This is a genomic window from Alcaligenes sp. Lyrl_28, from assembly GCF_051948705.1.
In the GTDB taxonomy this organism is placed as follows: Bacteria; Pseudomonadota; Gammaproteobacteria; order Burkholderiales; family Burkholderiaceae_B; genus Alcaligenes; species Alcaligenes ammonioxydans.
The window spans coordinates 759,448-785,468 of record NZ_JAYJLG010000001.1 but is presented as its reverse complement, the minus strand read 5'-3'; the positions used below and the strand labels follow the sequence as shown (position 1 = coordinate 785,468).

Genomic DNA, 26,021 nt, shown 5'->3' with positions numbered 1-26,021 from the left:
GGGATAGCACACTAATGAACTCCATAAATCTTTACTTAACGATTGCGCTTGCTCCCCTGGTGGGCTCGGCGCTAGCCGGTTTGTTCGGTACCGGCTTTCTGGGTCGATTTGTCGGCAAGACAGGCGCTCACCTGATCACGATCGCGGGCGTGCTGATTTCCTTTATCGGCTCGGTCATGGTCTTGCTGCAGGTCCTGGAAGGCCAGACGTTCAATGGTCCGGTCTACACCTGGATCACCATTGGCAGCATCCAGTGGGATATCGGTTTTCTGATCGACAAGCTCACCGCCCTGATGATGGTCGTGGTGACGTCCGTGTCGCTGATGGTTCACATCTACACCATTGGCTACATGAAGGACGATCCGGGCTATCAGCGCTTTTTCTCCTACATCTCGCTGTTTACCTTCTCGATGCTGATGCTGGTCATGTCCAACAACATGCTGCAGCTGTTCTTCGGTTGGGAAGCAGTGGGTCTGGTGTCCTACCTGCTGATCGGTTTCTGGTACGAGCGCAAGACCGCTATTTTTGCCAACATGAAGGCCTTTCTGGTCAACCGTGTGGGTGACTTCGGCTTTGCCCTGGGTATCGGTCTGCTCTATGCCTACACCGGTTCGATGAACTACAGCGACGTGTTCGCCAAGGTTCAGGAACTGAGTACCCTGACATTCCCCGGTACTGACTGGCAATTGCTGACGGTGGCCGCCCTGGCCCTGTTTGTGGGTGCCATGGGTAAGTCGGCTCAGGTGCCTTTGCACAGCTGGTTGCCAGATTCCATGGAAGGTCCCACTCCTATCTCGGCGCTGATTCACGCCGCGACCATGGTGACGGCCGGTATCTTCATGGTGGCCCGTTTCTCGCCTGTCTTTGAGCAGTCGACGACCGCCTTGTCCTTCATTATCGTGATCGGTGCTACGGGTGCCTTGTTCCTGGGCCTGCTGGGTATTATCCAGAACGACGTCAAGCGTGTTGTGGCTTACTCCACCTTGTCCCAGCTGGGTTACATGACCGTGGCTCTGGGGGCGTCGGCCTACTCGGCGGCGGTGTTCCACCTGATGACGCACGCGTTCTTCAAAGCCTTGCTGTTCCTGGGTGCTGGTTCGGTCATCATTGGCATGCATCACGATCAGGACATCCGCAACATGGGTGGTCTGCGCAAGTACATGCCAATCACCTGGCTGACGTTCCTGATCGGTACGCTGGCTCTGGTGGGCACGCCGTTCTTCTCGGGCTTCTACTCGAAAGAGCACATCATCGAAGCGGCAGGCGACGCCGGTATCTGGGGTTCGACCTACGCTTACTACGCCACACTGATCGGTGTGTTCGTCACTTCGCTGTACTCCTTCCGTCTGTACTTCCTGGTGTTCCACGGCAAAGAGCGCTTCCGTGACGTCAAGCACGATGAGCATCATGGTCATGACGATCATCACGCTCATGGTGGTGATCCGCACGAGTCGCCTTGGGTGGTGACACTGCCTTTGGTTCTGCTGGCCATTCCGTCCATTTTCGCCGGTATCTGGTTCGTTGAACCCTTGCTGTTCGGTGGCTACTTTGACGGTATTGTGACGGTTCTGCCGGATCATCCTGCCATGGCGACCCTGGCCAGCCATTGGACTGACTGGATGGCTTACGCTCTGCACGGCTTTGTGACCTTGCCATTCTGGCTGGTTGTGGCTGGTGCGGTGGTGGCCTGGTACATGTACCTGGTCAATCCTGCCTTGCCTGCAGCCATCAAGAAGAACTGCTCTTTTATCTACCGTATCCTGGAGAACAAGTACTACGTTGACTGGTTCAACGAGCAGGTGCTGTCTCGCGGCGTTCGCTGCCTGGGTACGGGCCTTTGGAAAGGTGCTGACCGCGGCCTGATCGACGGCCTGGTGGTCAATGGTAGTGCGCGCGTGGTGGGCTGGGTGGCTGCAATCAGCCGTCATATCCAGTCCGGCTATGTCTACCACTATGCCTTTGCCATGATCCTCGGGATTCTGGCGCTCTTAACCTTTTTTGTACTGGCGAGTTCGGTAAATGGCTAGCGATATGGCGTCTTCTACTCTTCCTTGGTTAACGCTGGCGATTTTCGTACCTATCGTCGCTGGCCTGTTGGTGCTGGCTCTGGGGCGTGATGATCGTCCCACCTTCACCCGCTGGCTGGCGCTGCTGGGTTCGATTGCCGGTCTGATTGTCACGATTCCTCTGTACACGGGCTTTAATCCCGCCACGGCTGACATGCAGTTTGTCGAACTGGCTCCCTGGATTGACGCCTTCAAGGTGAATTACCACCTTGGCGTGGACGGGATTTCCATGTGGTTTGTTCTGCTGACCGCCTTCATCACTGTGATTGTGGTGCTGGCGGGCTGGCAGGTGATCACCAGCCGTGTGGCCCAGTACATGGGCGCCTTCCTGATCCTGTCGGGTCTGATGGTAGGTGTGTTCGCGGCTCTGGATGGCTTGCTGTTTTACGTGTTCTTTGAAGCCACGCTGATCCCGATGTATCTGATCATCGGTATCTGGGGTGGCCCCAACCGCGTTTATGCCTCGGTCAAGTTCTTCCTGTACACCCTGCTGGGTTCCTTGCTGACGCTGATTGCATTCATCTATTTGTGGAATGTGTCTGGCGGTACCTTCGATATCCTGACCTGGCACAAAGTGCCGCTGGATTACACCACGCAGGTGATGATCTTTGCTGCGCTGTTTATGGCGTTTGCCGTGAAAGTGCCTATGTGGCCCGTTCACACCTGGTTGCCCGATGCTCACGTGGAAGCGCCCACGGGCGGTTCCGTGGTTCTGGCTGCCATCATGCTGAAACTGGGTGCTTACGGCTTCCTGCGCTTTTCCCTGCCGATTGCGCCTGATGCCTCCCAAGGTCTGGCCGGCATCATCATTGCCCTGTCCCTGGTCGCGGTGATCTATATCGGTCTGGTTGCCATTGTTCAGGACGACATGAAAAAGCTGGTGGCGTATTCCTCTGTGGCTCACATGGGTTTTGTCACGCTGGGCTTTTTCGTGTTCAACACCACGGGGATGGAAGGTGCGATCATGCAAATGATCTCGCACGGTTTTGTCTCTGGCGCCATGTTCCTGTGTATTGGTGTCTTGTACGACCGCCTGCATAGCCGCCAGATTGCCGATTACGGTGGTGTGGTCAAGGTTATGCCGCGCTTTGTCACCTTCTTCGTGCTGTTCTCCATGGCCAATAGTGGTTTGCCTGGCACCAGCGGGTTTATCGGTGAGTTCACCGTCATCATGGGTGCGGTCGAATACAACTTCTGGATCGGTTTGTTGACAGCCACTGCTTTGATTACCGGTGCATCCTACTCGTTGTGGATGCTCAAGCGCGTGGCTTTTGGCCCCGTGGGTAATGACAAGGTGGCTGGCATGAGCGATCTGAGCGGCCGTGAGTTCTTCGTTCTTGGCGTAATGGCGATTGCGGTGTTGGGCATGGGTGTGTATCCCAAGCCATTCACCGAGGTCATGCACGTTTCGGTTGAAGCGTTGCTGCAACACGTCTCCATCTCGAAACTGTAGGCCGAATCACTATGGATACTACCTTTAACTTTTCTCTGGCTTTGCCCGAGATCCTGCTCCTGGTTCTGGCTTCGTGTGTGCTGATTTTTGATGCGTTCAGCACACACAAACAGCGCCACTCGACCTTTGTTCTTAGCCTGCTGACGCTTGCCGTGGTTGCGGCCAGTGTGGCCTGGCAATGGTCCAAGGGTGTGAACGGCGTCTCGTTCGGTGGTCTGTTCGTCGTTGACGAAATGGCGCACTTCCTGAAGCTGCTCTCGTGTGCCGCTGTGGCCGCTACCCTGATTTACGGTCGTGAGTACGCTGAACAGCGTGACATGATGGAGCGTGGCGGTGAGCTCTATACCCTGACTCTGATGGCTCTGCTGGGCCAGATGATCATGATTTCGGCCAACAGCATGTTGACCGCCTATCTGGGTGTGGAGTTGATGTCCTTCGCGCTGTACGCACTGGTTGCCTTGCGTCGCGAACATCGTCAGTCCATCGAAGCAGCGCTCAAGTACTTCGTTCTGGGTGCGTTGGCATCGGGTATCTTGCTGTACGGTATGTCCATGATTTTTGGCGCTACCGGTCATCTGGAGTTCCCACGCATTGCTGAAGTGATTGCCAATGGTCAGGCCGAGCGTCTGGCGCTGGTCTTCGGTGTGGTGTTTGTGGTGGCAGGTCTGGCTTTCAAATTGACGGCCGCTCCTTTCCACATGTGGACACCGGACGTCTATCAAGGCGCTCCGACCACGGTCACCCTGATTATCGGTGCTGCTCCCAAACTGGCTGCGTTTGCGGTAACCATGCGCTTCCTGGTTGAAGCCCTGCACGGTATTGCCGTGGATTGGCAGCCTATGTTGCTGATCATGGCTGTGCTGTCGCTGGCCTTGGGTAACCTGACTGCGATCATGCAAAAGAATCTCAAGCGTATGCTTGCGTATTCGACCATCTCGCACATGGGTTTCATTTTCCTGGGCTTGCTGGCAGGCGTGTTTGACGGCGAGACTCACTCTCAAGCCTATGGTGCCTCGCTGTTCTACGTGGTGATCTACGTGCTGACCACGCTGAGCACCTTCGGTCTGATTCTGATCCTGAGCCGTCGCGGTTTTGAATGTGAAAACATCAGCGATCTCAAAGGTCTGAACCGTCGCAATCCCGGTCTGGCATTGGTCTGGCTGTTGTCCATGTTCTCCCTGGCTGGCATTCCTCCGCTGGCCGGTTTTGCCGCCAAGCTCAGTGTGCTGCAGGCGGTGGTGGGCGCAGGTTATATCTGGCTGGCCGTGTTTGCCGTGATCATGTCCTTGATCGGCGCCTTCTACTATTTGCGCGTTGTGAAGGTGGTTTACTTCGACGAGCCCGAAGGGGAAGAGCATCCGGTGGCAACCGGTTTGTTGACCAAGCTGGTCATGCTGGTAAATGGTGTGCTGATTATCGGCCTGGGTTTGTTGCCCGGCGGTCTGATGGATACCTGCATCCGCGTGATCCAGTCTTCCTTGCAGTTTTAAATAGGTAGCCCCATGGACCAAAGCCTTTCCATCTGGGTCTTGATTGTTCTTTCCGTGATAACGGCTAATCTGCCGTTTCTCGTGGAAAAGCCCTTGCTGGTATTGCCTTGGTCCTTGCCGGGCGAACGGTCTGGTCTTTCGCCCTGGCTGCAACTGATAGTCGGTCTGGTGTATCTGCTTGTCCTGGCGGCTTTGGGACTGGGCATTTACACCTTGATTGCGTCCAGCTCGGGTCTGAATTCCTTGCCGCTCATGGTAGGCAAGCTGCTTCTAGGCTTAGCGTTAGCGGCTGCTTTGTTTTTCTTTCCCGCGTGGCGTGCTCGCCATCAACAGATCTCCAAGGGCTTTCTGTCCCGCCTTCTGGAGGTGTGTGCCTTGTACGGTATGGTGGGCGCATTTGGTTTTGCCTTTGAAGCCAGCATTGGTAATCCGTTCAAGCAGACCTGGGTGTTTTACACCATTACTTTCGCTTTGTTTTTGGTCATGGCCTACCCCGGCTTTGTGTATCGCTACTTGATGCGTCATCCCAAGGGTAAATTTGACTAAGACTGGCACGTGTAAAAAAAAACCTCGCAAAACTATTTGCGAGTTTTTTTTTGGGGAGGTCTCGGATGTGTGACTTAGTCCGTCTGTCGGCCAGTGTGGACGGGGGCCTGGCCCTTCAGGTCGCAAGGTCTGGCCTTAATCAGGGCTGATCCAGGGGGGCATGAGTCGCGCCGGCCAAACCCAGACGTTTACATACGCCCTGAGCTTCTTGAGCCAGTACCAAGGTTAATTGCTCAGCAGGCAGTGCGCGGCCCAATGCTGCGCTTTGACCGCTCCACAGAGAGGTGAACTCGCTGCGGCCTTGTTTCTCCGCTTCGATACGCAAGGGGCTCAGCGCGGAACCAGCATGAGGAAACACAGGAGCGCTGTCACTTAATGGGCCGATTTCGTCCATCAGACGAGTGCGGATACTGCGGGCGGGGCGGCCGGAGAATAGATTGGTCAGCGCTGTTCCATCCGAGCGGCTCTGTCCCAAGGCCTCACGGTGTAGTGGGCTGATCTTGGACTCAGGGCAGAACAGGTAGGCGGTCCCAATCTGGGCGGCACAGGCTCCTAAGGCCAGCGCTGCCGCAATGCCCCGTCCGTCGGCAATGCCGCCAGCCGCGATGACAGGAATGCTTACGGCGTCGGCAATCTGAGGAACCAAAGACAGGGTGCCCACTTGAGTATGAACTTTATTATCAAGAAACATGCCGCGGTGGCCGCCTGCTTCGACGCCTTGGGCGATGATGATATCGGCACCGTGTTCTTGCAGCCAGACAGCTTCGGCGGTGGTAGTGGCACTGGACATGACCAAAGCGCCGGATTTTTTGACGCGCTCAACCAGGTCAGCGGTGGGCAGGCCAAAATGGAAGCTGACCACCTCGGGCCGGATCGCTTCCACCAGTTCAGCATGAACCGGCGAGAAAGGCGCGCGTGCCGCCTTGGGCAGCTCCTGGTTCGGGTCCAGCCCATATTCCTGGTAGTAGGGCATCAGTCGCAAGCGCCATTCCTGCAGGGCCTCTGGCTCCAAACGCAGATCTTCATGGCAAAAAAAGTTCAGATTGATGGGCGCTGAGACGGCTTGCCGAAATAGCGCCACTTGTTCACGAATCTGGTCCGGGCTGAGCATGGCGCAAGCCAGGGAGCCAAGGCCACCGGCACGAGCGACTGCGATGGCCAACTCGCTGTCTTGGGCACCGGCCATGGGAGATTGGACAATGGGGTGTTCGATGTGGAGCAGATCGAGCAAGCTATGGTTGGGCCAGATGTACATGGAGGGCGTCCTCGGTCATTTCGCAATAGCGTTTATCGTAGCAGGATGAGTTCAGACTGAAAACTGACAGGGATGCGTGAAGGCCAGGCTGTGACTGACCGTTGGCAGGCTACAATACTGGTTTTTTGGCACAGTGCCTGTGCTGTATTTTTGCTTTGTGGACGATCTGATGTCTCATCTCATTCTTCAAGGGCCGCGCCTTGACAGCGCCATCATCGAAAAAATTGCGGCAGTGGTGCAAGCCGATGGCGTGCAGGAACTGGGCCCCACTGCAGTCCGCGTTCTGGGTGCGGATGCCTCGCAGTGTGCTGACGTGCAGACCCTGTGCAAGAGCGGCGCGATGGACTTTGCCTTTCTGGAGCAGATCGATCGCCTCAAGGATATGCGCGTGTTGGCTATGGACATGGATTCCACGCTGATCAATATCGAATGCATTGACGAGATTGCCGATATGGCGGGCCGCAAAGAGCAGGTTGCCACGATTACTGAAGCGGCGATGCGGGGCGAGATCAAGGATTTTTCTGAAAGCCTGGTTCGTCGAGTGGCGTTTCTGGAAGGGGTGCCGGTCAGCGATCTGAGCCGTGTTTATGAAGAGCGTTTGCAGCCCAATCCCGGGGCTGAGCGCCTGATCGCAACCGCGCATGCGCACGGCGTGAAGACCTTGCTGGTGTCGGGCGGCTTCACTTTCTTTACGGAGCGCATGAAAGATCGCTTCAGCCTGAGTTTTGCCCACTCCAATACCTTGGAAGTGGTGGACGGTAAATTGACTGGCAAAGTCTTGGGTGCCATTGTGGATGGGCAGGCCAAGGCGCGCTTCTTGCAGGAGTTGGCTGCCGATCTGGGGGCAAGCCCCGAGCAGTGTATTGCAATCGGTGATGGGGCCAATGATCTGCCCATGATGTCCAAGGCCAAGTACTCGGTCGCTTACCGTGCCAAACCTGTCGTGCAGGAGCAGGCCCGCTTTGCCTTGAATCATTCTCCCTTGGATGCCGTATTGAACTGGTTCCGTTTGGACGTGTGAGGGACACGAACCGTCAGCGTGGTTTGGCGCTACAAAATCGGAGGGTGGATGTTAGCTTCAGTCCATCCGCACCCGGAGTGGGGCTGTATTGAGAAGTTTCGGTTCGCAGGCCTAAATGCATCAGTCAGGGGCGTTACGGTCAAACATAAAAGAGCGCTGTCTTTGTCCAGCGCTCTTTTTGCATCCAGCGTGACGATTAAGGCTTACTTCTCTTGGCGCAAGCTGTTCAAGACATTGCGTACGGCCTGAATGCGATTCTTGATTTCTTCACCTTTGGTGATATCAATCTTCAGTTTGTCCGGGCCGGCCAGTCGAACCTGTTTGTTCTTCTGCACCAGTTCAATAATGCTGACGGCATCTACATTGGGTTTGGAGGAAAACTGAATCGTCGCCTGTGATTCACTGGCATCAATCTTCACAATACCTAAGGGCTCGGCCTTGATGCGCAAACGATGCACGGCCAGCAGGTTCTCGCCGGCCTCCGGCAGCAGGCCGTAGCGGTCGATCAGCTCTTCATGAATGTGGATCAGGTCGTCCTCAGTGCGGGCGTGCGAGAGCGTCTTGTAGTGCCCCAGACGGGCATTGACATCGGGGCAGTAGTTGGCGGGCAGCAGGGCGGAGGTATGCAGATTGACCTCGCATTGCAAGGCGAAGGGCGAATCCAGGTCAGGTTCCTCCCCCGCTTTCAGGGCTTTGACGGCCGTATTGAGCATATCCGCATACATGGAATAGCCTACTTCCTGAATGTCGCCGGACTGGGATTCGCCCAACACTTCCCCCGCACCTCGAATTTCCAGATCGTGCATGGCCAGGAAAAAGCCTGCACCCAGCTCTTCCATGGCTTGAATCGCTTCCAGCCGTTTTTTCGCATTGCTGGTGATGGCGTCCTCACCTGGGGTGAGCAAATAGGCATAGGCCTGGTGGTGGGAGCGGCCAACGCGGCCACGCAACTGGTGCAGCTGTGCCAGACCCAGACGATCGGCACGGTGAATGACGATGGTATTGGCCGTGGGTACATCAATGCCGGTTTCAATAATGGTGGTACATAGCAGTACGTTGTAGCGCTTTTGATAGAAGCCTTTCATGACGGCTTCCAGCTCGCGCTCAGGCATTTGACCATGGGCCACGGCAATGCTGGCTTCCGGGACCAATTCCTCCAACCGGGCACGACGGTTATGGATGGTCTCGACTTCGTTGTGCAGGAAGTAGACCTGACCCCCGCGTTTCAGTTCGCGCAGCAGCGCTTCGCGTATGGTGCTGCCATCTTCACGACGGACAAAGGTTTTGATTGCCAGACGTTTTTGTGGCGCTGTGGCAATCACGGAAAAGTCCCGTATGCCTTCCAGGGACATGCCCAGGGTGCGTGGAATAGGGGTTGCGGTCAGGGTCAGGATATCGACTTCGGCACGTAGCTGCTTCAAGGCCTCTTTCTGGCGCACGCCGAAACGGTGTTCTTCGTCGATGATGACCAGGCCCAGATGCTTGAAGCGCACATCGGGCGACAGGATCTTGTGCGTTCCAATGACAATATCCACACTGCCGTCCTGAAGTCCTGCGATGGCGGCCTGGGTTTGTTTCGTGGAACGAAAGCGGGACAGCTCGGCAACCCGGATGGGCCAGTCGGCAAAGCGATCCGAGAAGGTTTGGGCATGCTGCTCGGCCAACAAGGTGGTCGGGCAGAGCAAGGCTACCTGTTTGCCATTGGCTACCGCCAGGAAGGCAGCGCGCAGCGCAACCTCGGTCTTGCCAAAACCCACATCCCCGCAGACCAGACGATCCATGGGCTGGCCGGACGTCATATCGTTGATGACCGCTTCGATAGCGGCGGCCTGATCCGGGGTTTCTTCAAAACCAAAACCTTCGGAGAAGGCCTGGTAGTCATTGAGGGGCAGCTTGAATTTGAAACCTTCACGGGCGGCTCGCTGGGCGTACAGGGCCAGCAGCTCAGCCGCACTGTCGCGTGCTTGCTTGGCGGCACGACGGCGGGCCTTGTCCCATTGACCCGAGCCCAGTTGATGCAGCGGGGCATGCTCGGGATCGGCGCCGCTGTAGCGGGCGATCACATGCAACTGAGCAACGGGAACATAAAGTGTGCTGCCTTTGGCGTACTCCAGATGCAGAAATTCGACCGGGCCTTCACCCAAATCCATTTCTTTCAGGCCGCAATAGCGGCCAATGCCATGCTCGGCATGGACTACCGGGTCACCTTCACGCAGCTCGGACAAGTCCCGCACCATGGCCTCGACATCGCTGCTGCGTTCGTTGCGGCGGCGGCTGCTTTGCGTGCGTGTCTGGGTAGGGTAGAGATCATTTTCGGTGAGCAGGCTCAGATTGTCATGAATCAGGGCAAAGCCGCGAGACAAGGGCGCAACGACCAAGGCAAAAGCCGCGTCTGACTGTAGAAAATCCGTCAGGTTCTGGCAGTCTGACGCGGGCGTCAGATTGTGCTCGCGCAGCATTTGCAGCAGTGTTTCCCGCCGGCCAGCCGAGTCGGCGCACAAGACGGTGCGATTTCTCGGGTCCAGGACTTCTTGCCGCAGTTGGGCCAGCGGGTCTTTATCCCGTCGGTTGACCGCCACGACGGGCAAGGCTTCAAAGTCCGGGTGAGCAATCGGCTGATTGTCGGCCTGAGCACTCAGGCTCAGACGGCAGAAAGGCTTGATGCCATTGAAAAACTGCTCATCGGACAGAAACAGGCTTTCAGGTGGCAGGATCGGGCGTTCACGGTCGTTCTTCAGGAACGAGAAGCGGCTGTGCGTATCACTTTGGAATCGGGCGATGGCGTTTTGCGCGTCCCCGTGCGTGATCACCAGGCTGCCTTCTGGCACGTAGTCCATCAAGGTCGCCGTTTCTTCAAAGAACAGCGGCAGGTAGTATTCAATGCCCGCAAAGGCAATGCCGTTGCCTACGTCCTTATAGGGCAGGGCGCGCGACGGATCACCCTCAAAGAACTCGCGGAAACGGGCCCGAAACTGGGTGCGCGCTTCTTCGTCCATGGGGAACTCGCGACCGGGTAATAGCTGAATTTCCTTGACCGGATAGAGGCTGCGCTGGGTATCGATATCAAAGCTGCGTATGCTTTCGATCTCGTTGTCGAACAGGTCCAGACGGTAGGGCAGCACGGAACCCATTGGAAACAGGTCAATCAGACCGCCGCGGATGCTGAATTCGCCCGGGGCACTGACTTGGGTCATGTGCGTGTAATTGGCCAGCATCAACTGGGCGCGTAGCTGCGCTTCATCCAGTTCATCACCCTGACGGAAGGAAAAGGTATAGGCCGCCAGAAAAGAAGGTGGCGCCAGCCGATACAGGGCGGTTGTGACCGGGACGGTCAGTACATCGACTTCGTGCATGGTCAAGGCATGCAAGGTGCGCAGGCGCTCTGAGATCAGGTCCTGATGAGGGGAGAAGCTATCGTAGGGCAGCGTTTCCCAGTCCGGCAACTGGCGCACGCGCAGGGCGGGGCCAAACAACAGGATTTCCTCGGCCAGCCTTTGGGCAGTCAAGGGGTCGGCGCAAAGCACCAGAATAGGCGCCTTATGCTGGCGGGCCAGGTCGGCAATCAGGCAGGCATCCCCGGAGCCCGGAGGCATGGGTTGCGTGTAGCGTTGACCAGGACGTAGGGCAGCCAGCACATCTTGGGTGCTGGGCAGGGACAGGGAGTGCTGTTTTTCGGTTTCCATCAGGATTGTCATTATAAAATCACCCACCTATGAAGACTACCTTGATTGCAATTGTTCCAGCTGCCGGCATCGGCTCGCGCGCCCTGGATTCTGCCACGAAGGCACAAGGCTTGCCCAAGCAATACCGTTTGCTGGGCGGGCAGCCCATGTTGCGCCGCTCGGTACAGGCTTTGCTGGCCGATGAACGTATCAGCCAGGTGCGGGTGGCTGTGGCCCCCGGTGACATCTGGGCCGCCGACGCACTGCAAGATTTGCCGCGCACGGTCTGTCTGCCTTGTGGTGGGCAAACGCGGGCTGAAACGGTGCTCAATACCTTGCAGAGCCTGGATAAGGACGAGCAAGCCTGGGTTCTGGTTCATGATGCTGCGCGCCCCGGTTTGCCCAAGCAAGTCCTGGCGCGCCTGATTGATACCTGCTTGCAAGCGCGACGCGGTGGTTTGCTGGCTTTACCCGTTGCTGATACGGTCAAGCGCGCAACCCCCACCGAGCCGGTCGCGGTACAGGAAACGGTGGACAGGGACGGGCTGTGGCTAGCGCAGACTCCCCAGCTGTTTCCCGCCCACGCCTTGCGTGAGGCCTTGCAGGTGGCTAAAGAACAGGGTTTTGCGGTGACGGATGAAGCCAGCGCCATGGAATTGGCGGGTAGCCGACCCTTATTAATCTTGGGTTCGGCGCGGAATTTTAAAGTCACCTGGCCTGAAGATTTTGAACTGATGGAGAAATGGTTATGAGCATGCCGATTCGCGTAGGACAAGGTTTTGATGTGCATGTGCTGTGCGAAGGCCGACCCTTGATTCTGGGCGGTGTCACCATCCCGCATACGCATGGCTTGATGGGGCATTCGGATGCCGATGCCTTGCTGCATGCCATTACCGATGCCATCCTGGGTGCTGCGGGCCTGGGGGATATTGGCCGCCATTTCCCCGACACCGATCCGAAATACAAGGGTGCCGATAGCCGCGTGCTGCTGCGTCATGCTTATGAACAGGTACGTGCTGCGGGCTGGTTGGTAGGGAATGTGGATGCCACGATTCATGCGCAAAAACCCAAGATCGCTCCCCATGCTGCGGCGATGGTGGCCAATATCGAGGCCGATCTGCAACTGGAACCCGGCAGTGTGAATATCAAGGGTAAAACAAACGAGGCCATTGGCTTTGTGGGGCGCCAGGAAGGGATCGCGGTGACTTCAGTCGCCTTGCTGTATCGAGCCTGATCGGACCTAGGGTTGAAGAAAGCCTTGGGCAAAAAGCAGGCGGCCTTCAACCCAAGGCCCGGTGGGTTCAGGCGTTTTTGGTGTCTTTATCGCCTTGTGTTCCTGGTGCATTACGACTGGCGCGGATGCGGGGCAATTGAATGCGGGCTGTCAGGCCTTCAGAGGGGGCGCTGATAAGCTCAAAGTGCCCACCTACCTGGCCCAAGAGACGTTCCACAATCGCCAAACCCAAACCGGCACCACTGACCCCCGTACGCGCGGATACACCCCGGGAGAAGGGCCGTAGCAGGCGCTGGATGTCGCCTTTGGCAATACCGGCGCCCTGATCCTTGACGGCAATGACCAGAATATTGCCGTGCTGATGGGCAGACAGCTCAATGCGTGCCCGGTCATCTTCGGGACTGCGTCCGTAACGACGGGCGTTTTCGATCAGGTTGGAGACGATACGTTTCAGGTCGTGGGCGCTGATGCGGGCATACAGATTGGGTTCGACGGAGGCCGTCAAAATCCCACCCAGCGATTCGGTATGCGTGCGCTCGCGTTCGTAGACGTCATTGAGCACGGCCGAAACATCAATGCCATGTTCAGGGACAGCCGTAGCGGGACGGGCATATTCCATCAATTGACCAATACTGTGGTCGATCTGGGCCAGGTCCTCGTCAATGGCGGCGCGTGTTTCGTCCGATACCTGGCTTAATTCAATTTCCAGACGCATGCGCGCCAGCGGTGTGCGCAAGTCGTGCGAAATACCGGCCAGCATGATTTCCCTATCCGCCTCTGTCTGGCGGATGTCCCGAGCCATGCGGTTAAACGCGATATTCATGTCGCGGATTTCAACTGGGCCTTTTTCAGGAAGCGTGCTGGGAGTCTCGCCACGGGCCAGTTGCTGGGCCACCTTGGCCAACTGGGCCAAAGGCCGGTTCACGAAACGCACACTGACCGCGGCACCGATCAAGGCCAGCAACAGGGCGGTGGCACCCCAGCCTAGCCACTCCACGCCGGCAGTCAGGCTTAACTGTTCGCGGTCAAAAACCAGCCAATACTGGTCTTCATTGATATCAAAGGAAACCCAGATGCCTGGCACGCTGTTGACCGACCACATGATCAGGGTCTGGCTGCCCAGTGCGCCACGCACTTCGGTAGAGACGTGCTGCCAGTAATTGGAGCGTGGCAAGGGTTCAAGTTCGTCGGTGTTCTCGCGTGGCTGCACGCGCAGACTTTCCTTGGTGGCCAGATCCAGCAGCAGGGCGGGGCGTACCGCCGGGGGCGCGTACACCAGAGCCGAGCGGGTGATGCTGACAATGGATGCCACGCGCTGCGCCATTTGGGCAGCACGCGGTCCTTCTTCCATACTGAAGAATACTTGCAGCCAGGCACCCAGGCTGACGAGCATTAACGCGGCAAGCAATAAAAAAGACCGGCTGAATAAACCTAGCCGGATACTCGAGTTTTTTCTTGCTCGGCGTTGGGCGGCCGTGGTGGGCCGCCCCTCTTGCTGACCGGAAGACAAGGTCAGTTACCGCCGTCTGGAACGAACACGTAGCCCAGGCCCCACACCGTTTGGATAAACACGGGTTTGGAGGCATTGGGTTCGATCAGCTTGCGCAGACGCGAAATCTGCACGTCAAGGCTGCGGTCAAAGGCTTCATATTCGCGACCACGAGCCAGCTCCATCAGTTTGTCGCGTGACAGGGGGATCTTGGGATGGCGGGCAAACACCTTCAGCACCGAGAACTCGCCCGTGGTGATCGGGACAACTTCGTTGTTGCGGGTCAGTGTGCGTGTGGACAGGTTCAGCACATACGGGCCGAACTCGATCGATTCATTTTCCTGACTAGGTGCGCCGGGGTGTTCCTCGGTACCACGGCGTCGCAAGATAGCGTTGACACGGGCCAGCAATTCGCGGGGGTTGAACGGTTTGATGAGGTAGTCATCAGCACCCATCTCCAGGCCCACGATGCGGTCGATTTCCTCGGCCTTGGCCGTGAGCATGATGATTGGAGTATTGTCGTGTCCGCCGCGCAGCCGACGACAGATGGACAGGCCATCTTCGCCGGGCAGCATCAGATCCAATACCAGCAGATCGAAATGCTCGCGTTGCCAGAGTTTGGCCATTTCTTTACCGTCTTCGGCAACGAAGACGTTGAACCCTTGTTCAGACAGATAGCGGCGCAACAAATCGCGCAAGCGTGGATCGTCGTCAACGACAAGGATTTTGCGGGTGAGGGGGGGGGTCGGCGTATTCATAGCGAAAATGTAACAGGCATCAGAAAGCGCGTATAGGGGGGTGTAGAAAAATATTACACATTAAGTGTTTTGTACTATTTATGCGCCTTGTGGCAGGTTTGGCACATTCTTCGGCGAGATTGTACGGCAGCAAATAGTCTCATTGGTCGTTTTGGCTCTGGTCTATAAAACGCCCGTCCGCCAAACAAGCTGTCCCGGACTGCTTCGAACCGGGCTTTGTCCTTGCCCGTGTATTCAGAGCCGCCTATTTTCAGTCCGCTTAAACTAAAATAGCGTGATGGATGCACATATTCTTGCCCTGGAGACTTCCTCCAATCTCTGTGAACTGACCTTGTTGTCTCGCACACCTGCGGGTATCTCGCTTGTGGGGCTGAGCCACGAGGGCAGTGGTGATCATGCTGAACGGCTTTTGCCGATGGCCGAGCAGTTGCTGGAGCAGGCCGGCCTTGACCGGCAGGCCTTAAGTGCCATTGCGTTCGGGCAGGGTCCGGGCGGTTTTACCGGTCTGCGCGTGGCTTGCGGCGTCGCTCAGGGCATGGCCTTTGCGCTGGGTCTGCCCGTCTTGCCCGTGTCTTCTCTCCTGGCGGCGGCCGCCAGTGGTTCACCGGTCGAAAATACAGCCTATGTGGTGGCGCAGGATGCGCGCATGCAGGAGGTGTATGCAGCCGTCTACAGTTGGTCGGCTCAGACGGCCTGGACCGTGCAGCAAAGCCCGGTGTTGCTGGATGCCGCCCAGCTTACTGATTGGATTGCCCGTTTGCAGGCCGAGGGCGTGATTGCGAGACACCAGCAGATTCTGGTGGTGGGAGATGCCTTGCAGCAGTTCCCCGATCTGACATCGGCTGTACGGGCGCACGATTGGCAGGTCGGGCCGGCATGGCGCGCGACAAGCGCCAGTGTTGCACGCCTGGCCCTGCATGATCTGGACCAGGGGAAGGGTATTGCTCCTGATCTGGCCATGCCGTTGTATGTGCGCGAAAAAGTCGCCTACACCATTTCGGAGCGCGAGCAGGGCTTGGGCGGCAACCCGGCCGCTTTGGATCAGCCCTGGCAAATTGAAGCCATGCAGCCCGGGCATGTGTCGGCCGTGCTGGATATAGAACGGCGCGTGGAAAGCCACCCCTGGACGGCGGGCAACGTGACGGATGCCTTGGGTAACACAGCGTATTGCTGCCGGATCATCCATAAGCAGGGGCAGGTACAGGGCTATGCCATTTGGCTGCAGGCCCCGGACATGATCGAGCTGTTGCTGATCGGGGTCGCTCCTGAGCAGCAGCGGCAAGGTCTGGCGCGCCAGTTGCTCGATGACGGTCTCCAATGGGCACGACAGCGCGCAGTGGAGCGGCTCGTTCTGGAAGTGCGGGCCTCAAATGCAGCAGCAATCGGTTTGTATGAGAAGTATGGTTTCAAGCCCGATGGCGTGCGTAAAAACTATTACCCTTTCAAAGAAGGCGTGCGGGAAGACGCGGTCTTGATGAGCTTGAGCCTGGCCGATAAGGCAGAGGCATGATCGACTTTCAGCCTATCTCCCCCTTACAGCGTAGCTGGCTGTTGGAGCTGGGGCTGGAGCGCGCCTTTCTGGCCCGTTTGCCCCAGGCCCAGCCTGCCGTTCAAGCGCTAGCACCTGCGCCGCCAGTCGGTACGTCGGCTGCGGCCCCCGCACTTGAGCGGGCGGTTCCACCTGCTGACCGCCCTGTGCCGGTGGCCGCTGTTTCCGGCGCAGCCAGCGATGCGCTGTCAGCGCGTGATCAGGCTTTGGCGGTATTGCGTAAATCGGGGGCCCGACCAGCGGCTCCCGTGCCAGTCGAAGAGGTGGTTCAGCGCCCTGCCGTGCTGATTCAGCCCGAGAAGGCGCGGGATATGGCCAGCTTGTTGGAGCAGGCACAGGCATGCCAGGAGTGTGGCCTGCATACTGGTCGTGCGCAGGTCGTCTTTGGGTCAGAGCTGGTGGCCGAACCCGACTGGATGATTGTGGGCGAAGCACCAGGGACCAGCGATGATCGTAGCGCACAGCCTTTTGATGGCAAGGCAGGGCTGTTGTTGCAGGCCATGCTCAACAGCGCCATTCCTAACGCCTCGATTTATAAAGCGCATTTGGTCAAGTGCCGCCCATTGGGAAATCGTCCTCCCGCCCCGGAGGAGCTGGCTGCATGTCGGGCCTTTCTGGATGCGCAGATTCGTCTGGTGCAGCCGCGACGTTTGCTGGCGGTCGGTCATGTGGCCGCAATGGCGCTTAGTGGTTGCGAGCAGGATCTGGAAACTTTGCGCGGTCAGGTCCTGAGTTACACCGACACGCTGGGCCGTAGCGTGCCTTTGGTGGTGACTTACCATCCTGCTTCGCTCTTGCTGCGCCCGCAGCACAAGGCCAACGCTTGGCGGGATCTGTCCTTGTTACGGCAGTTGCAGGCTCAGCCCTGAGCGGGTCGCCGCCACGCAGCGGCAGGCCCAGGGCGCTCTGCCTGTACCTCTTTATTTTGCCGTCAGGGCTTGGCCATGACCTTCCTGTCCAATGCAGGCTTCCAGCTCAGGATGTTCACGCAGATTAGCGTTTTTCCACATGATAAAGACGGTCATCAGGGATGCCACCAGCAGGCCAAAAAACACAATGATGTAATTGATCGGCAAGCGAAGCCATAGCAGCAGGCTGTATAGCGCCAGCATGAACAGAATATTGAGCTGTTCGTTGAAATTCTGGACCGCAATCGAGTGGCCTGCCGAGAGCATGACGTGACCACGATGTTGCAACAGCGCATTCATGGGTACCACGAAAAAGCCCGATAGACCGCCAATAGCCATCAGCAGGGTATAGACAGCCCATTTTTCGTGGACCAGCGGCATGAGCAACACGACAAAGCCCATCGCCACGCCCACGGGCAGAACTGCCAGCGATTTTTTCAAGGGAACCCGAGCGGCAAAAATCGCGCCAAAGACGGTTCCCAATGCCGCCACCCCCATCAGAACCGAAGCCTGATCCAGGCGGTAGCCCAGATGCTGTGCCCCCCACTCGATCACAATGAATTGCAAGGTTGCGCCAGCGCCCCAGAACAAGGTGGTGACCGCCAGCGAAATCTGGCCCAGCTTGTCACGCCACAGAATTTGTACATAGGTACGAAATTCCTTGAGCAGCAGGACGGGATTTTTCTGTTGTGGTGGATAGTGGATATTGGTGCGGGGAATGAGCAAATTGCACAGGGCTGCCGCCAGGTAAATCAGGGAAATAAGCAGGATGGCAACTTCGGCACGAGTCTGCGCCAGGGAGGCAATCAACGGGTGTTCGGCCAGGGCGCCTGCAATGGAAGGATTGATCAGGATGCCGCCTAGTACGGTGCCTGCGATAATGGATAGGACTGTCAGGCCTTCGATCCAGCTGTTGCCTTTGACCAGTTGTTCAGGCTTGAGCATTTCGGTCACGATGCCATACTTGGCTGGTGAGTAGGCGGCCGCTCCCACGCCAACCAGGGTGTAGGACACAAAGACCAGCACCAGTTGCTGGGAGTCGCTCATTCCAAAGTACTGATGGCAGAACATCAGCATGCACCCTATCAGCTTGATGGCGTTGGTGGCGAACATGACCCGGCCTTTGGGATACGAGTCGGCAAAGGCTCCCACAAACGCGGCCAATAGCACATAGGACAGCGCAAACCACCATTTCATCATGGGGACCATCCAGATTGGCCCGTGAAGGTCTGCGATCAGGGCGATGGCGGCAATCAACAAGGCATTGTCGGCAACTGACGACAATGCCTGCGCGGCCATGACCAGATAAAATCCTTTATTCAAAATACATCCCGAATGCGTGTGCGCCAAACTGCGGTCGCCGGACCACGGGCACGAATCAAAGCCAGCTATCAGACAGAACAAGCTTGCCGTGGGCTGCTCGCCCTGAGTTTCTTGACAAAGCCTGAGCCGGTGCGAAATTTACGAACAGAGATGGGGAGCAAGAATAACAGGGACTGCGGGGGCAGTGGTATTAGAAAATTCATTGCGCCTGTCTCTATGCTCGAATTTTCAGACCGGGCCGATGCGGGCAAAGCGCCATTGTAAGATCTCGGCCTGCAGCGTCTGGCTGCTTGAACGGGCAGGGTAAACCGGTCTTGACGGCAGCAATTAGTTTACTGCCTTATCACCTCGCTGATCCTGCGGTGGTTTTCATTTGTTTTTTCCGTGTCTTTGCTGTGGGCGGCAGGTGCTGCGGTATCATACGACTCGCAATGCCAGGCAGATCGAAATGCGCCTGTGCGCTTGTTCAAAAGTGGTCTTTTCTGAGCTGATTTCTACCCTGTGCGTTTAACCCAGATCAAACTAGCCGGTTTCAAATCCTTTGTGGACCCGACTTCCATTCCAACTCCCAGTCAGTTGGTCGGGGTGGTCGGGCCCAACGGCTGTGGAAAATCCAATATCATCGACGCGGTGCGTTGGGTGCTGGGCGAGAGCAAAGCGTCAGAACTGCGTGGCGAGTCCATGCAGGACGTGATTTTCAATGGCTCCTCGCAACGCAAACCGGCTGGGCGAGCTTCGGTTGAGCTGGTTTTCGATAATTCCGAAGGGCGCGCCTCGGGCCAGTGGAGCACCTATGCCGAAATCTCGGTACGGCGTGTTCTGAGCCGGGACGGCACCAGCAGCTATTTTTTGAATAATCAAGCCGTTCGCCGGCGTGACATTCATGACATCTTTTTGGGTACTGGGCTGGGCGCGCGGGGTTACGCGATCATTGGGCAGGGGATGATTAACCGCCTGATTGAAGCCAAGCCCGAAGAGCTGCGTGTATTTCTGGAAGAAGCGGCGGGCGTGTCGCGCTACAAGGAGCGCCGTCGCGAAACGGAAAGCCGTTTGCGCGACACTCGTGAAAATCTGCTGCGTGTTGAGGATATTCAGCGGGAGCTGGATGCGCAGTTGGAAAAACTGCAGGCCCAGGCGGAAGTGGCCCGTCAATATCGCGATCTGCAGCAAGACGGTGAACTCAAGCAAAATGTATTGTGGCTCTTGAAAGAGTCCAACGCGCAGAGCGATCAGAAAGCCCGATTTCTGGCCATTGAGCAGGCTCAGACCAAGTTGGAACAATCCATTGCCGGTTTGCGCCATGCCGAAGCGACCCTGGAGTCGCAACGACAGGCTCATTTGCAGGCGGGCGACGCCTTGCATCTGGCGCAAAGCCAGCTTTACGAAGCGGGTTCCCAAGTGTCCAGCCTGGAGGCGGAAATCCGTCATGTGCTCGATTCGCGCAGCCGCATGGCTCAACGTCGTGAACAGCTGGAGCAACAGCAGCATGACTGGATCGAGCAGCAGGAGCACTGTCAGCAGGAGTTGGAAAACAGCGAGCAGCAGCGCGAAGAAGCAGCGGTAAAGCTGGAAGAGCTGCAGATTCTGCTGGAAGAGGCTCAAGCCGCCTTGCCCGAACTGGAGCAGCATGTACGCGAGCAGGCTCAGCGTCGTGACGAAATGCGTATGGTCCTGGCTCGTCTGGAACAAAACCTGGCGCTGGCGGCACAATCCCAACGCGATGCCGACCGGCAGATTCAGGGGCTGGAGCAGCGTCAGGAACGCCTCAGGCAAGAGCTGTGCGAACTCAATGCCCCGGACCCGGACAATCTGGAGCGTTTGCAAGGTGATCTGAACATGCTGCAGAGCCAGCTGCAGCAGGCCCAGGAACACATGCAGCATCTGGAGGCTCAGTTGCCCCGGCTCGAAGAAGAGCGCAAGCAAGCCCAGCAACAGGCCTTGCAAGGCGGGCAGGATATGGCTCGTCTGGAGGCACGCCATCTGGCCCTGAGCCGTCTGCAGGAGGATGTGGCTCGCAAGGGAACGTTGGAGCCCTGGCTGGCCAAGCATGGGCTGGAGAGCATGAAGCGGCTCTGGCAAAGCCTGGACGTGGAAAAAGGTTGGGAAACGGCGCTGGAATCGGTCCTGCGCGAGCGCATGACGGCGTTGGAGCTGCGTCGGCTGGATATGGCCGCAGCGTTTGCCAGTGATGCCCCTCCGGCCCGTTTAAGTTTTTATCAGTTGCCTGAGGCGGGGGTGTCAGGCAAGGCGGGCTTGGACCTGCCCTTGTTGAGCTCGGTTTTGCGACAGCAGGACGGCGGTTTACGCAGTTTGCTGGACAACTGGTTACAGCAGATTTATGTCTGCCCAGATTTGAAGCAGGCCTTGAGCTTGCGTGAGCAATTGACGGATCAAATGGCCATCGTGGTGCGGGATGGCCATGTGGTGGATCGCTACAGTATTCGCTTTTATGCCCCCGACTCTGAGCAGGCGGGTATGTTGGCGCGCCAGCAGGAGATTGCTCATCTGGAGCGTGAGCTGCGTGGTGCCCAACTGATTGTGGATGAGCTTGGGCATGCCAGCACCCAGGCCGAAATGGCTTTGCAGCAGGTTCGCAATGGTTTGGTTCCCGCCCGGGCCCGTGTCGGTGAGCTGACGGCCCGCATGCACGATGTGCAACTGGAGTATTCCAAGCTGGCGCAACAAGCTCAGCAATCGCAGGAGCGAGGTTCTCGAATCAACGAGGAGCTGGAGGAGTTGGCGGTACAGCGTGAAGAGCTGCAGGCGAACCGTGAGGAATTCGAGGCCCGTTTTGAAGCCTTGGACGAAGAACTGGCCGAGCATCAGGGGGCGTTTGCCCAGGCGCAGATGGATGGCGAACAGGGCGCGGAGCTGGCCGAGCAGGCCCGGCGTACGGTGCATGAGCGTGAACGCGCGGTACAGGACGCCCGGTTTGCCGAGCGCGCCTTGGTGCAGCGTATGGCCGAGTTGGAGCGCAATCTGGCCCTGGCGCAGGAGCAGGCGCAGCGCACTGTCGGTCAGTTGGAGGGCTTGCAAGGCGAGCTGCTGGATCTGGATGCTTCTGCCGCACAAGCCGGGTTGCAGGACGCGCTGGAATTGCGCGCCGAGCGTGAAGAGGCGGTTCGACTGGCAAAAATCCAGCTCGATACGCTGGCTGCTCAATTACGAGAACATGAGCAGGCCCGTGCCGAGCACGAAAAGAATCTGGGCCCCTTGCGTGAGCAGGTCACCGAATTGCAGTTGCAGGAACAAGCCTCGCGCCTGGCGGTCGAGCAGTTTGCAGAACAACTGGACAGCCGAAAGGTAAATCGTTCCGAGCTCTGGAGCTTGTTACAGGAAAAAACACCAGAATGGCAACGCGTGGGCTGGCTGCAGTCGGAAGTGCAACGTATTTCACGCCAGATTGAAAGCCTGGGGCCGGTCAACCTGGCCGCCCTTGAAGAGCTGACCACTGCCCAGGAACGCAAGACCTACCTGGATGCGCAGCACAAGGATCTGAGTGATGCCATCGAGACGCTGGAGGACGCCATACGCAAGATCGATCGCGAGACGCGCCAGTTGCTCATGGAAACATTCAACATCGTTAATCAGCACTTTGGCGAGCTTTTCCCACGGCTATTTGGTGGTGGAGAGGCTAAACTGACGATGGTGGGCGACGAAGTGCTGGAAGCGGGGGTCCAAGTGATGGCGCAGCCACCGGGCAAACGCAATAGCACGATTCATTTGCTCTCTGGCGGTGAAAAGGCATTGACCGCGACGGCCTTGGTTTTTGCCTTCTTTAAACTGAATCCCGCGCCATTTTGCTTGCTGGACGAAGTGGATGCGCCGCTGGACGATGCCAATACGGAACGCTATGCCAATCTGGTGGCCAGTATGAGTGACCAAACTCAGTTTTTGTTTATTTCTCACAATAAAATTGCCATGCAGATGGCAAAACAACTGATTGGTGTCACCATGCAAGAACAAGGTGTGTCCCGTATCGTGGCGGTGGATGTGGACGCGGCCATGCAAATGAGCAATGTGTAAGCCTGTTTTTTTTAATCCGGTAGTGTTGATTCGACGGAACTGACAATGAGTGATTTGCAAATCGCACTGATTTTATTGGGCATTTTGCTCATCTTGCTCGTGGTGGTCTTTAACTGGTGGCAAGACCGCCGGGTGCGCCAGCAGATGCAAAGCCAATTCCCGGACGGGGACACCGATCCTCTGATGAGCCAGCTCAGCGAATTGGAGCGGCGCGAGCCCAGCATGGGACGTGGCAGTGATCCTGCCTCTACCGAGGGGGACCATGATCCGTCCGAAGTGGACTGCACCACTGAGGCCGTGATTGACATCAGTTTCAGTCAGCCCGTGGATGCCCAGGATTTGGCCCAGGCCCTACAGGCTGTGTCGCGTACTGGCGCCAAACCAGTGCGTTATTTTGCCGAATGCGAAGGGGGAGGGCACCGTGCCCGTTTGCGTGCGGGCGAATCCTACGCCAGCATGCAGATTGCCGTTTTGCTGGCCAATCGCAGCGGCCCCTTGTCGGCCATTGAGTGGTCGCAGGTCTGGATGGCTGCGCAGGGTCTGGCGCAACAGTTTGACGGCTCGGTAGAGGGTCCTGAGCAGGATGAGGTGCTGCGTCGTGCGGCCGCCCTGGACAATACCTGCGCCGATCTGGACGCGCTGGTCGGCGTGTCGGTGCGTTTGCCTGGGCCCCTGCCGGCCTCGTCCGTCATTCAAATGGTCAAGGACGCGGGCTTCTTGCCGTTTGGCCAGCAGCTGGCCTGGCTGGCCGATTCCGGCCAGCCCCGGTTCACGGCCATGTTTGACGGCGCCCAGCCCAAGGATATTCAGTCCGCCAGCATCGAGCGCATCGACCTGCTGCTGGATTTGCCCAACAGCCCGGCGGACGATCACGCCTTCAGCAGAATGGCAACCGTGGCCCGCGATCTGGCCAGCCGTTTGGATGGTGTGGTGCTCGATGACCAGGGCCGCCCCTTGCCCGAGAGCACGGATCAGAATATTGATGAACAACTACGTACCTTGTACGAGCGTCTGGAGCAAGCAGGCTTCACAGCAGGTCAGGAACGTACAGGCAGGATTTTTTCGTGAGTTTGAAGCGAGTACAGCAGTTACGTGAAGAACTGGCCCAGCATAACTGGGCCTATTACATTCAGGATGCGCCCAGCATTTCGGATGCGCAATATGACGCACTGATGAACGAGCTGCTGGCGCTGGAGGCCGCGCACCCGGAGTGGATTACCCCCGATTCTCCCACGCAGCGCGTGGGCGCGGCTCCCTTGGATGGCTTTGCGACGGTCCAGCATGCCGTTCCCATGCTCTCTTTAGGCAACGCCTTTGAGGATGAGGAAGTCCAGGCATTTGACAAACGGGTTGCCGACACGCTTGTCGAGGCTGGTATGGTGGGCCTGGATCGTCGGGTTGATTATCTGGCGGAATACAAATTTGATGGCCTGGCGATCAGTCTGCGCTATGAGCAAGGCTTGTTGGTGCAGGCATCGACGCGGGGTGATGGCACCACAGGCGAGGACGTCACCAGCAATATTCGCACCGTCAAATCCATTCCCTTGCGTTTGCGTGGCGATGCTGCGCAATTGCCGGCCGTGCTGGAAGTGCGTGGTGAAGTCCTGATGAACCGGGCGGACTTTGAACGTCTGAACGAGAGTCAGCTCAAGCGTGGCGAGAAAGTCTTTGTCAACCCGCGCAATGCCGCGGCAGGCAGCCTGCGCCAATTGGACCCCAAAGTCACGGCGAAACGGCCTTTGCGTTTTTTTGCCTATGGATGGGGTGAAATCAGCCCCCTGCCACTTACGAATCAGCCGCAAAATACCTTGTTTGCGGACGTGACGGGAGACGGGCTGCCTCGTGATACCCAGTCAGGCATGATGGGCTGGCTCGAGAGTCTGGGCTTGCCCCTGAGTCGCGATCGTAAGCTTGTGAAGGGGGTACAGGGCCTGCTGGATTTTTATACCCAGACTCAGGAGCGTCGCTCCGGCCTGCCCTTTGAAATTGATGGTGTGGTTTATAAAGTCAATTCCCTGGCCGCGCAGCGCGTACTGGGTTATGTGGCGCGCGCCCCGCGCTTTGCCGTCGCTCATAAGTTCCCTGCGCAAGAAGAAATGACGCGCGTGGAAAATATTGAGTTTCAGGTCGGCCGCACCGGGGTGGTGACTCCTGTGGCGCGTTTGAAACCGGTTTTCGTGGGCGGGGTTACGGTGACCAATGCCACCTTGCATAACGAAGATGAGGTGCGTCGCAAAGATGTGCGCGCTGGCGATACGGTCGTGGTACGCCGAGCCGGTGACGTGATTCCGGAGGTCGTCGCTGTGGTGCTGGAACAGCGTCCGCAAGACAGTGTGCCGTTTGAAATGGTCAAGGAGTGTCCGGCATGCCATTCCGCCCTGGAGCGGCTGGAGGGTGAGTCTGCCTGGCGTTGCACAGGCGGCCTGATTTGCCCCGCTCAACGCAAGCAGACCCTGATTCACGCGGCCAGTCGCAAAGCTCTGGATATTGAAGGCCTGGGGGAAAAACTGGTGGATCAGTTGGTGGAAACCGGACTGGTCCATACCTTGGCCGATATTTTCAAATTGAAGGTCGAAAAGCTTGTCCTGCTCGAGCGTATGGGACGCAAGTCTGCCGAGAATCTGATTGAAGCGATCAACAAGGTGCGTGAGCCAGCCTTGAATCGTCTGATTTACGCCTTGGGTATCCGCCATGTAGGGGAGACGACGGCCCGAGACCTGGCCCAGCATTTTGGCACCTTGCAGGCCTTGCAGCAGGCCGATGAAGAGGCGCTGTTGCAGGTCAATGAAGTTGGCCCTGTCGTAGCTGCTTCTGTACGGCATTTTTTTCAGGAGCCGCATAATCGTGAGGCGCTGGACGCCTTGCTGGCAGCGGGAGTGAGCCCCCAACAGGCGCAGGCTCGCGCAAATAGTGCCAATTTGCCCTTGGCGGGCAAAACGGTTGTCATCACGGGCACATTGCCCAGCATGAGCCGTGATGAGGCGACACGCCGCGTCTTGGAGGCCGGCGGCAAGGCCAGTGGATCGGTCTCCAAAAAGACCGCCTTTGTCCTGGCCGGTGCCGAGGCTGGCTCCAAGCTCACCAAGGCACAGGAATTGGGCGTGACCATTCTGGACGAGGCTCAGTTCCTGGCTTTACTGGCTGGGGACTAGGGTCGGGGCAAACGCAGGTAGGCCTCGTGATGCCTTACTCCTTGTTTCAAGCTGGCGGTGATCAGCCCAGGGCAAGCGAGCCTGGACTA

General features: G+C 57.7%; 17 protein-coding genes. 12 read left to right on the top strand and 5 right to left on the bottom strand.

The window, feature by feature from the left end; translation table 11 throughout:
• The first annotated feature begins 14 nt into the window (after positions 1 to 14).
• The 4 genes from nuoL to VF694_RS03520 are packed head-to-tail and all read left to right on the top strand — an operon-like array spanning position 15 to position 5,555.
• Positions 15 to 2,027: an NADH-quinone oxidoreductase subunit L gene (nuoL, locus tag VF694_RS03535; RefSeq protein ID WP_003801044.1), complete on the top strand. Its 2,013-nt coding sequence runs from the start codon at positions 15 to 17 to the stop codon at positions 2,025 to 2,027.
• Between the two features lie 4 nt (positions 2,028 to 2,031).
• Positions 2,032 to 3,519, top strand: a complete 1,488-nt coding sequence (locus VF694_RS03530; protein ID WP_003801041.1) for an NADH-quinone oxidoreductase subunit M — start codon at positions 2,032 to 2,034, stop codon at positions 3,517 to 3,519.
• Between the two features lie 11 nt (positions 3,520 to 3,530).
• Positions 3,531 to 5,009, top strand: coding sequence for an NADH-quinone oxidoreductase subunit NuoN (gene nuoN, locus VF694_RS03525; protein WP_003801040.1), 1,479 nt, complete (start codon positions 3,531 to 3,533; stop codon positions 5,007 to 5,009).
• 12 nt (positions 5,010 to 5,021) lie between these two features.
• Positions 5,022 to 5,555 (top strand): DUF2818 family protein, encoded by a 534-nt coding sequence (locus VF694_RS03520; protein WP_440163696.1) that lies wholly within the window; start codon positions 5,022 to 5,024, stop codon positions 5,553 to 5,555.
• Positions 5,556 to 5,694: 139 nt separating this feature from the next.
• On the opposite strand, the gene VF694_RS03515 is transcribed toward VF694_RS03520, so the two are convergent.
• Entirely contained in the window at positions 5,695 to 6,810 is a 1,116-nt protein-coding gene (locus VF694_RS03515; RefSeq protein WP_003801035.1) for an NAD(P)H-dependent flavin oxidoreductase, read from the bottom strand.
• Between the two features lie 169 nt (positions 6,811 to 6,979).
• On the opposite strand from VF694_RS03515, the gene serB reads away from it, so the two are divergent.
• Entirely contained in the window at positions 6,980 to 7,831 is an 852-nt protein-coding gene (gene serB, locus VF694_RS03510) for a phosphoserine phosphatase SerB (protein ID WP_039943217.1), read from the top strand.
• Between the two features lie 203 nt (positions 7,832 to 8,034).
• Here serB and mfd read toward each other — a convergent pair whose 3' ends face one another.
• Entirely contained in the window at positions 8,035 to 11,514 is a 3,480-nt protein-coding gene (gene mfd, locus VF694_RS03505; RefSeq protein WP_039943202.1) for a transcription-repair coupling factor, read from the bottom strand.
• 29 nt (positions 11,515 to 11,543) lie between these two features.
• Here mfd and ispD point away from each other — a divergent pair, with 29 nt between their 5' ends.
• On the top strand, positions 11,544 to 12,245 hold the full coding sequence (gene ispD, locus VF694_RS03500) for a 2-C-methyl-D-erythritol 4-phosphate cytidylyltransferase (protein WP_003801028.1): 702 nt from the start codon (positions 11,544 to 11,546) through the stop codon (positions 12,243 to 12,245).
• A complete protein-coding gene (gene ispF / locus VF694_RS03495) occupies positions 12,242 to 12,727 on the top strand; it encodes a 2-C-methyl-D-erythritol 2,4-cyclodiphosphate synthase (RefSeq protein ID WP_039943200.1) in 486 nt (161 codons plus the stop codon). Before ispD ends, ispF begins: the two co-directional genes overlap by 4 nt.
• A 67-nt stretch (positions 12,728 to 12,794) precedes the next feature.
• On the opposite strand, the gene VF694_RS03490 is transcribed toward ispF, so the two are convergent.
• A complete protein-coding gene (locus VF694_RS03490; RefSeq protein ID WP_440163694.1) occupies positions 12,795 to 14,135 on the bottom strand; it encodes an ATP-binding protein in 1,341 nt (446 codons plus the stop codon).
• 104 nt (positions 14,136 to 14,239) lie between these two features.
• On the bottom strand, positions 14,240 to 14,974 hold the full coding sequence (gene ompR / locus VF694_RS03485) for an osmolarity response regulator transcription factor OmpR (protein ID WP_003801024.1): 735 nt from the start codon (positions 14,972 to 14,974) through the stop codon (positions 14,240 to 14,242).
• 277 nt (positions 14,975 to 15,251) lie between these two features.
• Between ompR and tsaB the strand changes: the two genes are divergently transcribed.
• On the top strand, positions 15,252 to 16,484 hold the full coding sequence (tsaB, locus tag VF694_RS03480) for a tRNA (adenosine(37)-N6)-threonylcarbamoyltransferase complex dimerization subunit type 1 TsaB (RefSeq protein ID WP_131070742.1): 1,233 nt from the start codon (positions 15,252 to 15,254) through the stop codon (positions 16,482 to 16,484).
• A complete protein-coding gene (locus tag VF694_RS03475) occupies positions 16,481 to 17,392 on the top strand; it encodes a uracil-DNA glycosylase (protein WP_003801021.1) in 912 nt (303 codons plus the stop codon). Before tsaB ends, VF694_RS03475 begins: the two co-directional genes overlap by 4 nt.
• Before the next feature lie 51 nt (positions 17,393 to 17,443).
• On the opposite strand, the gene lplT is transcribed toward VF694_RS03475, so the two are convergent.
• A complete protein-coding gene (lplT, locus tag VF694_RS03470; protein ID WP_003801020.1) occupies positions 17,444 to 18,754 on the bottom strand; it encodes a lysophospholipid transporter LplT in 1,311 nt (436 codons plus the stop codon).
• Between the two features lie 501 nt (positions 18,755 to 19,255).
• Here lplT and smc point away from each other — a divergent pair.
• From smc to ligA, 3 genes are read left to right on the top strand one after another with little or no spacing between them, the layout of a single operon-like run.
• Positions 19,256 to 22,780: a chromosome segregation protein SMC gene (gene smc / locus VF694_RS03465; RefSeq protein WP_440163692.1), complete on the top strand. Its 3,525-nt coding sequence runs from the start codon at positions 19,256 to 19,258 to the stop codon at positions 22,778 to 22,780.
• 45 nt (positions 22,781 to 22,825) lie between these two features.
• The gene (locus VF694_RS03460) at positions 22,826 to 23,848 is read left to right on the top strand and encodes a cell division protein ZipA C-terminal FtsZ-binding domain-containing protein (protein ID WP_003801018.1); all 1,023 of its coding nucleotides are present in this window, start codon (positions 22,826 to 22,828) and stop codon (positions 23,846 to 23,848) included.
• Positions 23,845 to 25,932, top strand: a complete 2,088-nt coding sequence (gene ligA / locus VF694_RS03455; RefSeq protein ID WP_440163690.1) for an NAD-dependent DNA ligase LigA — start codon at positions 23,845 to 23,847, stop codon at positions 25,930 to 25,932. The genes VF694_RS03460 and ligA overlap by 4 nt, the downstream gene beginning before the upstream one ends.
• The last annotated feature ends 89 nt before the right edge of the window (positions 25,933 to 26,021 follow it).